This is a genomic window from Veillonella parvula, from assembly GCF_040094895.1.
In the GTDB taxonomy this organism is placed as follows: Bacteria; Bacillota; Negativicutes; order Veillonellales; family Veillonellaceae; genus Veillonella; species Veillonella parvula_L.
In genome coordinates, this window is the sequence record NZ_JBBNGV010000001.1 from 746,973 (window position 1) to 758,107 (window position 11,135).

General features: G+C 35.2%; 9 protein-coding genes. All 9 read right to left on the minus strand.

Features of this window, described 5'->3' with window-relative positions; translation table 11 throughout:
* Positions 1-149 precede the first annotated feature (149 nt).
* Positions 150-2,300: an anaerobic ribonucleoside-triphosphate reductase gene (gene nrdD / locus AAAT26_RS03490; protein WP_287525346.1), complete on the minus strand. Its 2,151-nt coding sequence runs from the start codon at positions 2,298-2,300 to the stop codon at positions 150-152.
* 244 nt (positions 2,301-2,544) lie between these two features.
* Positions 2,545-3,348, minus strand: coding sequence for a tyrosine-protein phosphatase (locus tag AAAT26_RS03495; protein ID WP_325305801.1), 804 nt, complete (start codon positions 3,346-3,348; stop codon positions 2,545-2,547).
* 289 nt (positions 3,349-3,637) lie between these two features.
* Positions 3,638-4,072 carry a VanZ family protein gene (locus tag AAAT26_RS03500; protein WP_349208862.1) on the minus strand — a complete coding sequence of 145 codons (435 nt, stop codon included), beginning with the start codon at positions 4,070-4,072 and terminating at the stop codon, positions 3,638-3,640.
* Between the two features lie 36 nt (positions 4,073-4,108).
* Complete coding sequence (locus AAAT26_RS03505; protein WP_349208863.1) at positions 4,109-5,275, minus strand: nucleotide sugar dehydrogenase; 1,167 nt, start codon at positions 5,273-5,275, stop codon at positions 4,109-4,111.
* Positions 5,276-6,373, minus strand: coding sequence for an NAD-dependent epimerase/dehydratase family protein (locus tag AAAT26_RS03510; protein WP_349208864.1), 1,098 nt, complete (start codon positions 6,371-6,373; stop codon positions 5,276-5,278). It lies immediately after the preceding gene.
* A 22-nt stretch (positions 6,374-6,395) separates the two neighbouring features.
* Positions 6,396-7,850 (minus strand): lipopolysaccharide biosynthesis protein, encoded by a 1,455-nt coding sequence (locus AAAT26_RS03515; protein ID WP_349208865.1) that lies wholly within the window; start codon positions 7,848-7,850, stop codon positions 6,396-6,398.
* A complete protein-coding gene (locus AAAT26_RS03520) occupies positions 7,850-8,983 on the minus strand; it encodes a CapA family protein (protein WP_270278911.1) in 1,134 nt (377 codons plus the stop codon). The genes AAAT26_RS03515 and AAAT26_RS03520 overlap by 1 nt, the downstream gene beginning before the upstream one ends.
* On the minus strand, positions 8,967-9,899 hold the full coding sequence (locus tag AAAT26_RS03525) for an ATP-grasp fold amidoligase family protein (RefSeq protein ID WP_316711478.1): 933 nt from the start codon (positions 9,897-9,899) through the stop codon (positions 8,967-8,969). The genes AAAT26_RS03520 and AAAT26_RS03525 overlap by 17 nt, the downstream gene beginning before the upstream one ends.
* Entirely contained in the window at positions 9,889-11,118 is a 1,230-nt protein-coding gene (locus AAAT26_RS03530) for an O-antigen ligase family protein (protein WP_349208866.1), read from the minus strand. Before AAAT26_RS03530 ends, AAAT26_RS03525 begins: the two co-directional genes overlap by 11 nt.
* Between the last annotated feature and the right edge of the window lie 17 nt (positions 11,119-11,135).

An 11,135-nucleotide genomic window follows, 5' to 3' on the forward strand; every position in this document is an offset into this window, starting at 1 on the left:
TTTAGCATTTACAGAACTATCGTATTTAGAATTAAAATCGTATCTATTAAAATATCCACATCATTAGATGTCTATGATAATTATATTAATCTATATAACAGTTTATCTTAATATATAGAATAATTATTAAAACTATACCTCTAATAATCTTAAATATGCATTACACGATCTTTAATTTCCTTTGTGCGCCCTTCATTCCAGAAGTTTTCACCAAGGTATCCACAAGTACGACGGATAACAGTTAATTTATCGCGATTTGTATTGTGGCAACGAGGGCATTCCCACTCGTTATGTTCATTTACCTTAATTTCTCCATCAAAGCCACATTCGTGACAATAGTCAGACTTGGTATTAAATTCAGCATAAGAAATATGATCATAAATATATTGAATCATCGTCAAAACAGCTGGAATATTATTAGTCATATTAGGAATTTCTGCATAGGAAATACAGCCACCTGTAGATTTCTTTTGGAACTCAGATTCAAAGGAGAACTTGTCAAATACATTAATCTCTTCTCGTACGCTTACATGATAACTATTAGTATAATAACCCTTATCCGTAATGTCCTCAATAATACCAAAACGAGCGCGATCCAAAGAAGAGAATCGATGGGTTAAACTTTCAGCAGGTGTACCATATAATGCAAAGCCCATGTTATGTTTAACTCGCCATTCATCAACAGCTGCATTTAAGCGATCCATAATCTTCATCGCAAAAACGCGACCTTTCTCGCCTGTATTCGATTCACCGGTAATTAAGCGAGTTGCTTCATAAATACCAATATATCCCAAGGAAATAGTCGCATAACCGCCAGTCAAGAATTTGGCAATTTTCTCGCCTTTTTTAAGTCTTGCAATAGCACCGTGTTGCCAATGGATTGGTGACACATCACTCACTACATCCTTAAGTAATTCATAACGAAGCATTAGTGCTTTTTCTGCCAACTCAAGTCGTTTATCTAAAATTTCAAAATATCGTTCTTCACTACCGCGGGCTAGAATGCCAATTTGAGGTAAGTTTAAACTTACTACACCAATGTTAAAACGTCCATCAAACTTGTATTCACCATTTTCATCCTTCCAAGGAGATAAGAAGGATCGACAGCCCATAGGACTAAAGACATTACCTGAGTAGTTTTCCTTCATTTTTTTTGCAGAAATATAGTCAGGGTACATGCGCTTAGCCGTACATTGTGCTGCCAATTCAGTTAAGTAATAGTATGGACTATCTGGTGTTACATTATGCTCATCAAGAACATAAATCAACTTAGGAAAGGCTGGTGTAATATATACATCGGCTTCGTTTTTTACACCTTTAATACGTTGGCGCAAAATTTCTTCTGTAATAAGAGCCGCTTCCTTCGCGTATTCATAGTCTGGTTGGAAATACATAAATAATGTCACAAATGGAGATTGACCATTTGTAGTCATCAATGTATTAATTTGGTATTGAATAGTTTGAATGCCATCTTTAACCTCTTTACGCGTACGTTTCCACGCAATTTCACGAGCCTTTTCCATATTAGGCTCCATGCCGTAAATCTCAACTTGCTCTTCAATAACATTATCGAGGATTTTTTCATAAGATTTACGTACAAATGGTGCCAAAATACGGTCAATACCATTAATACTTTGGCCACCATATTGACCAGATGCTACTTGTGCAATGATTTGTGTTGTTACAGTACAAGCAACTTGGAAAGACTTAGGTGTATCAATTTTCTTACCATTGATTACTGTACCATTTGTAAGCATGTCTTCCAAATTAATCAAGCAACAGTTAAACATAGGTTGAATAATATAATCCATATCATGGAAGTGGATGGCTCCACTATCATGAGCTTCTAAAATATCGGTAGGAATCAATTTACGACGAGCAATATCCTTAGATACTTCACCAGCAATTAAATCCCGTTGGGTAGATACAATAGCAGCATCCTTATTAGAGTTTTCATCAAGAACACTGATATTACTACGATCTAATAAACCAATTACATCATCATCAGTTGTATTTTGACGACGTTTAAAAGCTTGAACAGCTTTGTAACCTTCATAGGCACGTGCCGTTGCAGGATTATGATACTCAATCAACTTATAATACACTTGATCTTCAATAGCATAAATTGTCATGTCTTTTTGAAGCTTAGTAGCATATTCCTCAATTTCATTTGCAATACGCTGTGCCAAGCCCTCTTCGTACAACCCAGTACTACTATGTTCAGCTTTTTCAATAGCCAAAGCAATCTTGTTTTTGTCGAATGGTACCTTCGTGCCATCACGCTTAATGACCTGCAACATATTGGCAACCTCCCCATCTTGTTACTGCCAAAATATATGTTAAGACGTATAAAAAGTATGGCAAATCACACTTTTTATAAATTTATATGTAAAAATGTGAAGAATTATTAAAAAAAACCTCTATTTTTACCGCCTTCTCAGTATACTATATATGGTGGTTGTTTTCAACCCTAAATACAATATAAAGTAAAAATAGGTTCCTCTATCTATGCCAATATGACATGGATAAAAGAACCTATATAAATTATAATGCAAAGCCAAATAGACGAGTCAAGAAATTACCCTTTTTCCCCACCCAACTAGATGGGACAGAAGGATAAAATGTGCGATTAGCTAAGAGGTCGCGTTCATTAAGATGGATATTTGGTAACAAATCTTTTTTATACGTATTGTCTAATCTAGAAATTGCTTCCACATAACCTTGGTACACCTCGACATCACAGCCATTGCTATAACCAGTGCCAAAGAAATGAATTAAACCATTGCGATATAATTCAATAGCCCTATCATAGTTAGCGTTACCATGATCAAAAGATGCCATATTACATTGAATCAAAATACCTTTATCAACCCATTCTAATAGTTGTTCAGGTTTAGTAAATAATTGTCCATAAGTTTCTACTTCACTAATAATAGGTACAATACCCATATCTAGTAGACTTAACAACCATGCATTAATATGATGCACTTTGCTATTTTGTGGAAGAGCAACCAATATAAAAGGGCTATCTCCCAATGTATATTGATTGCGATGAAAAGCTATATATTCAATCATTTCATCACAAAGCATTACGCGAGCTCCACTGTGAATAGTTACATCTACTAGCTGTTCCTTAAGCGCAACTTTTACTTCATTAACTAAAGATTTCATAGCATTCCATGTGTTCAGATCCATAGATACTGTTACATCAGGCGTACTAAAAATATCTGTAATACCTTGTTCAGACAAGGACTTAATCATTTTTACTGATTCTGCCATTGTTTGAGGCCCTTGTGGACCTAACACAGCTGGCAAAATGCAACCATGTAAATCAACCACGCGACTCATAATCTTTCCCTTCTACTTTCGATTCTCTGTTCAAAAATCGACCTCTTTCATAAAGTTCATGTTCTTCTCATTTAAGTTTATAATTCATTTTACATTCACGATTATAACAAGGGAGTAGTCGCTTGTACAGTGGTTTTTCTATAAAAATAAATAAATTATTATATGTTCATTTAATACAATTTTTATATATTCATTTTTCCTTCATAAAATATGACTCATAACCTCTATAATTACGAGTCATATTTTACACATTATTATATTAATATTTTTTTAATTTTTAAATGTACCTTTATCTTTTATCATGACTAATATAATAAGCTAATTTTACTACCGATATACCAATGATTATACCAATTGTATCAATCAATACATCAGAAAGTTGAGAGCTGCGACCTAGAGAAAATAATTGTATAAATTCGTCTAGACTAGCTATTACTATACCCACTCCTATAGTTTTTACTACTGTGCCATATTCAATATAGCGGCGTAGAACTACATATAAAACACCACCAAGAATTGTGAACTCTGTAAGGTGGGCTAATTTTCGAACAATCCTATTTAAGGCCCATATATTTCCGTAAAAGCCTAATTTATCAGCTATAGGGGAAAGCCACTCTGCAAAAATAAGACTAAACCCATCAGAGTTCCCTCCATTTTGCAAGGAATTATCCCATATAAAAAACACAATTAGACATAACACAATATATAGTATCCAACGTTTCATACTACTCTCCTAAACGCCACAATACATATAGCTGTATTAATCTCTATCAAAAATATCTCGTGTATAAACTTTATTTTTTACACCTTCTAAGCTACTATCCCAGCGATTAGTTACAATAACATCACTAACACGCTTAAAGTCTTCAAAATTACGAATAACTGGCGAATTAAAGAAGTCTTCTGCATCTAGTGTAGGTTCATATACTACCACAGCAATACCCTTCGCCTTAATACGTTTCATAACACCTTGAATGGCTGATACTCTAAAATTATCAGAGTTCATCTTCATGGTCAAGCGATAGATACCAACAATTTTCGGATTTTTAGCAATAATAGTATCTGCCACATGATCTTTACGTGTTCTATTTGCATCGACAATGGCAGAAATTAAGTTTTGTGGTACATCATTATAGTTAGCTAATAATTGCTTTGTATCTTTTGGCAAGCAATAACCACCATAACCAAAGGAAGGATTATTATAAAAATCTCCAATACGAGGATCTAAACAAACCCCCTTGATGATTTGACTTGTGCTAAGGCCACGTACTTCAGCATAGGAGTCTAACTCATTGAAATACGCTACACGTAATGCTAAATACGTATTAGCAAACAATTTAATTGCTTCCGCTTCCGTAGAATCAGTATATAATTGTGGAATATTTTCTTTAATAGCACCTTCTGCTAATAATTGGCCAAAACGACGTGCTCTGTCAGAATCCTCGCCCACAACAATACGGGATGGATGTAAATTATCGTATAAGGCTTTACCTTCACGCAAGAATTCTGGTGAGAAAATTAAATTCTCCGTATTAAATTCTTTGCGCATTTGTACCGTATAGCCTACCGGTACAGTTGATTTAATAATCATTACTGCATCAGGATTAATATCTAGCACTGTTTTAATAACTTGTTCAACAGAAGATGTGTCAAAGAAGTTTTTTTGTGGGTCATAATTTGTAGGTGTCGAAATGATAACATAATCTGCACTGTTAAAAGCTTCTACTGGGTCAAGTGTAGCTTTGAAGTTTAACTCCTTAGTAGCTAAATACTCTTGCAATTCAGCATCTACAATAGGCGTCTCTTTGCGATTTAACATATCTACTTTTTCTGGGATGATATCGAGGGCTACTACTTCATTATGTTGAGCTAATAACACACCATTGGAAAGGCCTACATAGCCTGTACCAGCAATTGCAATTTTCATTTATTTGCCCTCCATCATATAGAAATCTTTATACCATATGGCAAAACGCTTTAACCCTTCTCGTAAGGTTGTATTAGGTTTAAAGCCAAAATCTGCTTCTAACGCACTTGTATCAGCATATGTAACAGGCACATCCCCTGGTTGCATAGGCACTAATTCTTTATGTTCTTCAAAATTATAATCCTTTGGTAAAACACCAGCAGAAACCAATTCCTCTGAAAGAATGCGCACAAAATCAAGTAAATTTTCTGGGTTGCTATTGCCGATATTATAAATAGCGTACGGTGGAACCGGCAAGCCATCCGCACCATTGCGACGCTCTGGTGCAGTAGACATAACCTTAGAAACGCCTTCTACAATATCATCGATATAGGTAAAATCACGCTTACAATTGCCGTAGTTGAAGATTTTAATTGTCCCACCATTACGTAATGTATTTGTAAAACCAAAGTATGCCATATCTGGACGACCTGCAGGACCGTATACAGTGAAGAAACGAAGCCCTGTGCTAGGGATGTTATATAATTTAGCATACGAATAAGCCAATAACTCATTTGATTTTTTTGTAGCTGCATAAAGAGATACAGGATTATCTACTTTATCCTCTGTAGAGTATGGAATTTGTTTATTTGCACCATATACAGAAGAAGATGATGCATACACTAAATGCTCTACACCTCTTTCACCATCATCATAAGAATGACGACAAGCTTCTAGAATATTATAAAATCCAATAATATTAGACTCGATATAGGCGTCGGGGTTAGTAATAGAGTAACGAACCCCTGCTTGAGCTGCTAGATTCACTACAACTCGTGGTTTATAGATAGCAAAAATTTCATCAACAAAGAACTTATCTGCAATATTCCCTTTTTTAAAAATCCATATATTCTTATTATCTTTGCTAAGTTCATCAATCTGTTGCAATCGATACTCTTTCAATGCTACATCATAGTAATCATTAACAGAATCTATGCCAATAATTTGAGTCCCTTCTGCTTCAGATAGTAAGGACATAACTAGATTAGCCCCTACAAATCCAGCGGCACCTGTTACAAGGATTACCGTGTTGTTTAAATCTACATTTTTTGAAAGCATATGTACTCCTTTCATAGTTCTGTTAATTATGTCGTTTTACTTTACTTAAGACTTTTTTATAGCCAGAAGCAATAATTATGCGCTCAGATGGAATGACGTATAAAATGGCCACATATAATACAACACATAAAAGCATACAGACGACGGTCCACCATACTGCATCATAGAGATGTAAAATACTATAGGCAATTAACCCAACTATAGATGCTGTAATGAGATATACACTGATATTAGATATTATGCGAAATGTACTCATATTGACAAATAAAGCTAATAGCAACATAGAAGCTGCTAGCATTTCCATTCTTACTAACGATCGAGCATATACAAAGGTACTGAAATCATATTGAATACAAATATAAATAACTGGTATTAAAACTACTAGATGTAGTATTTGAGTCCAAAATGATAGATTAGGCATCCCTTTTGCTCGAAATATTTCGGAAATCAAATTAGCTGTTACAGTCATAATAGCCGAACTCAATGCCCATGAACCTAATACAATGCCCGCTAACGTCCATTGTGGCCCTAGTAAAAGCTGAACAACAAAGTCTTGAAATACAAATAAGCCTACACCTAGAGGTACTAAAAATAGAGCCATATAGCGTTGGAATGTAAAGAATGTATTCGAAAAGGCCTGTTGATTATTTTGCACACGACTTAAAGCCGCGAATAATACAGGAGCCAAAGATGCTGTAGCCATAGCCATTACAGTCGTAACAATAGCCATTGGCATCTTATATATACCCAAATAATAAGCATCTAAAAAACGGCTAATAATGAATGTATCCACCCAAGCAGTGAGCCATATAGAAAATGCTTCAGCTAAAGACCATGCACTATAGTTAAACATATTCATAAAGACGCGGCTACTAAAAAACAGATGAATTTGATTCTTCCGACTCTTTAATAATGCCAACGCCGTAAATAGCTGAGACCCTAGCATACCAGCAATTAAAGACCAATAATCGTACCCCATAAACGCCATTGGTATAGATATCAATATAGGTGTAAGAATTGTTATGAGCCTAATATTTAAAAGAAACTTGAAATTAAAATCTCTTCGATACAATGCCATTTGGACACTACTAAAAGCAGATAAAGGAATCATAGCGCCCATCACGGCTAAAGGTATACCTAAGCCATCATTACCTACTAATACAGCCAATTCATCACGACCGATTATGATAGCGCTCCATAAAACTAGAGAAAACACTAGGTTGGCAATAAATGCCACATCTGTAGCCTCTTGCTTATCTTGGGCACTTTCAAACTCATGCTGAACAAGAAATTTTTGAAAACCCGCATCAGCAAGCATTTCCGCAAAAGATATAACCATCATAATCGTCGCCAATATGCCGAATGCAGTCGGTGCTAACATATGAGCCAATATTATATTTGTCAGTGGTGTGATAAGCTTTGCCAAAACCTCTGTAATAACAGACCATTTAGCAGCAGCTACGATTTTAGTATCCATTATTTCTTATTGATATTCTTAATGCCTCTCAAGAATAGTTCATGATGAGCTTCACATTCCAAATAATTTTGTATTGCTAAATAACTCGTTTTGCCCAAAATAAGTTCTACCAATTTTCGGCCCAATAAAGCATTAATAGCGCGTACAATAAATGATCTACCTAAAAACTCACGCAAATAACGTTTTACATGTGTATCAGCAAAGACCTTATAAGCTTGAGTCACAAAGTGAGGGTCTTTAATTTCTTCACTACGTTTTCTATAAGCCTCTAATGTTTCTGTAGCTTCAACTTCTGTGGCTAATCGTGTACCATTATCGGTTCTACGAATAGGCAATTCAGACACCACAAAATCATCCTTAGTTACGTCTACAGTAACTAGTATTGAATCTTTAATAAACTCTTGATGGTTTACAAAAAAATCGGAATTAAAGATAAAGTTGCCTTGTCCATAAATGATAGTGCCCCCCTGGTAATCTTCGCGAGACCCTACACAATGATTATGTTGACAGATAACGAGATTCGCTCCACTATCGACAAATTTACGGCAATATCTCTGTAGCATAGGAGATGGATAGCGATAGAATTCCTTGCCGCCGTGATATAGAACGATGACGTAGTCGCATTGTGCCTTTAAAACTTTCACTTCGTCAAAGCTTTCTAGCACATCAAAAGGATTAGCCCCCATTGTATGACAAGTAGCCATAGTAAACTCGTTCTCTGTACAAAGATAGAATCCAATACGTATATCATCTTTTTCAAAGATAAATGGCTTCTTAGCCTCTTTCAAATTAGCTCCAGCTCCAGCATGAGCAATCTTATGCTGCTTCAACAAATTTAATGTTGTCGTCAACCCTTCTACCCCTTGATCTAAAGAGTGGTTATTAGCCAGTGTTAAAAATAACGGCTCTAACGCCTTATATCCATTAATTGTTTTTGTAGGCGCAATTAAATTATTACCAAATTTTACGATGGGTGTCTCTATATCAGTAAGAGGAACCTCTAAATTGAAAACATTTAAATCCGATTGCTTCAAAATTTCATAAAGCTCTTTTCCTACAAAAGCTTCTCCATTACCGTTTTCAAATAATGTTTTATTAATATCCGTAGGAACTAAATCAGCCCCGATGTACATTCTCAAGATGTAACCACTCTCCTAATTCATAATCCTTTGACATAGGACGAAATCTTTCAAATCCAGCACCAGGAAAAAATGTTAATTCTCCAATAAATAGATGCCCTTTAATTTCATAAAAATCAACACGCAAAAATGGACACCCTTTGCTAAGCTCCATCGCAACCTGTTGCATTTCACCATATGTGTCTGGCTTTGGAAACTCTGTAGGTAACGGTGGATAATGTCCAAAATGAATTCCCATAGGATTCCAATCGATATCATAGAAGTTCATACGCGTTCCTGTTTTAGAAAAACGATTAGAACATACTACTGTTAACTTTGGTTCACCATGAAAGCAATACATCTTATAATCTAATATGTCATTGCTACCTAACTCCGACAAATATTCCTCTCCGATAATACGTCGAGGAACATTCTTATAAGGCCACTCTCTAGCAATACGTGAATAATCCCGTTTTAAGAATGTTCTTAATTTAGCTTTTGCTGCTTCCCAATCAAGTGTTGATTTATCTTTACAAATAACGATGCCTCCACTATCATGTGTACATTTCAAAACGAATTGATTAGGCAACCTATCAAGGTCAATATCATCTACAGAGTTCCATACGGAAATCGTAGGTATTATATACTGATTACCTACACGTTGAGCAATAAGATGTTTAGCTTCATGTTTATCAACCATCACTGTTTGTATTGGGTCTCTAAAATTAACCTTAAGCCATTGTAACTTTTCGCTGAAAGTTTTTGGATTTTCTAGATCTAAAGGGTATCCCATATACTTAGGAAATACCTTCTTCAAAAAGTCTTCATCAGACAAAGAGTCATAATAACCCGATTTAATTAATACCCTCGTACGATAGTAAGGTTTTGTTAGAAAGGACATGCCAACATTACACAATTTTCTAAACTTCATGTTTTCGTCCTTTCCGAAGCAGTTGCACCTCTAAATAAAACAACATCATATAAAAATAAGTACTTTTACTTTCATAAGAAACCATCCCCATATCCATAACAATCTGTGAAAGAAATAGAATAAGTACCATTATATATTCATTACTATGGATATCACGATAGCGAATTAAATTATAAGCTACATAGAGATACATTGAATAATAGGCTAGTAAACCAATGACACCCGTGCCAGCTAATAACTCAATATAATTGTTATGCAAGTAATAATTATCTTTGCCATATACGAAAAAAGTATATACAGATGGATTATTGATGCCTACACCAGTTATGGGAGATTGATAAAATAAGTCCCATCCAATATCTACCAAAGCTAACCGAATAATAGTGGATGAGTCCCCCCCTGTGCCTGTAAAGGCTTCTACCATGTTAGACATTCGGTCTAATACTTCAGAGAACATCGGCAATTGCAATACCGCAATACCTATAATGGTAAGACCTAATAAGGAACCAATAACTTTTACAATAGAATTGACCGCATTAGCACTACGAAAACTTTTAAAAATAAAGAGTAATACTGTACCAACACCAACAAAAACTAAGGCCTTACGACTACCTGTAGCCGCTAAAATACCAAGTGTTGGTAATGCAATGACATGCCACCAACGAGGTCGATCGTATAGCATATAATACAAGGTCATAACAATAGCATTAGCCCCCAATAGCCCTACCGTATTCGCATTCAATGCATCATTAGCAATACGCGCTGAGGATGATAAAACAGTAATAAAATAATCTAAACCGTAGAAATAAACAGTATAGAAACAAACTATATAGCCTGTCCACATGCCAATCTTTAATAATGTATCCACCGATTTTTTATCTTGATAACACATGTATAAAATGATGAGCATAAAGAATATCTTGACCATATCAAAACTTCGACTCATCGCCACAGCTGTATCTGTGGCATTAATCGTACTCAAATAACAGGCTCCAATAAAGAGTAGCATATAACCATGCATCCAATTAAGCCGTAGTTTAATAACACCTTGCTCTCTTATTAGATAAAAAATAATGAGCCCAAATAAGCATACAAACAATACATACGCACCATAGTTCGCTTCGCCAAGGGCAAAGGAAATGGTCAACGACAACACTAAAAAGATTAGAGTTATGAACCATATCATGCGGTCAGCAAGAGCTGTAATATTTAACTTCAATGGTTCCCCTCCTTACA